The organism is Mesorhizobium sp. M3A.F.Ca.ET.175.01.1.1, from assembly GCF_004791945.1.
Taxonomy (GTDB): Bacteria; Pseudomonadota; Alphaproteobacteria; order Rhizobiales; family Rhizobiaceae; genus Mesorhizobium.
In genome coordinates this window covers 1-279 of record NZ_SRTP01000446.1, presented here as the reverse complement: position 1 = coordinate 279, position 279 = coordinate 1, and the positions used below count along the sequence as shown (strand labels likewise).

1 protein-coding gene is annotated in these 279 nt (G+C 59.1%); it reads left to right on the top strand.

All coding sequences use genetic code 11. The annotated features are described in order from the left end of the window. Window positions 1-279, top strand: a 279-nt coding sequence (locus tag EN818_RS32370) for a UDP binding domain-containing protein (protein WP_281039977.1), incomplete at both ends; no start/stop codon positions are given.

The following is a 279-nucleotide window of genomic DNA, read 5'->3' as shown; positions in this document are numbered from 1 at the left end:
ATCATCCTAGCCGGTCGCCGCATCAATGACGGCATGGGAGCCTTCGTTGCCCAACAGGTCGTCAAGCAGCTGATCCGCTCGGACATGCCCGTCAAGGGAGCTTCCATCGGCGTTCTCGGGCTGACCTTCAAGGAGGATGTGCCGGATTTGCGCAACAGCCGCGTTTTCGACATGGTCAAGGAACTGAGACAATTCGGAATTGTCCCCAAAGTCCATGATCCTGTTGCCGATCCCGAAGCCGCCCGACGCGATCATGGCGAGACGATCCTGCCGCTCGAG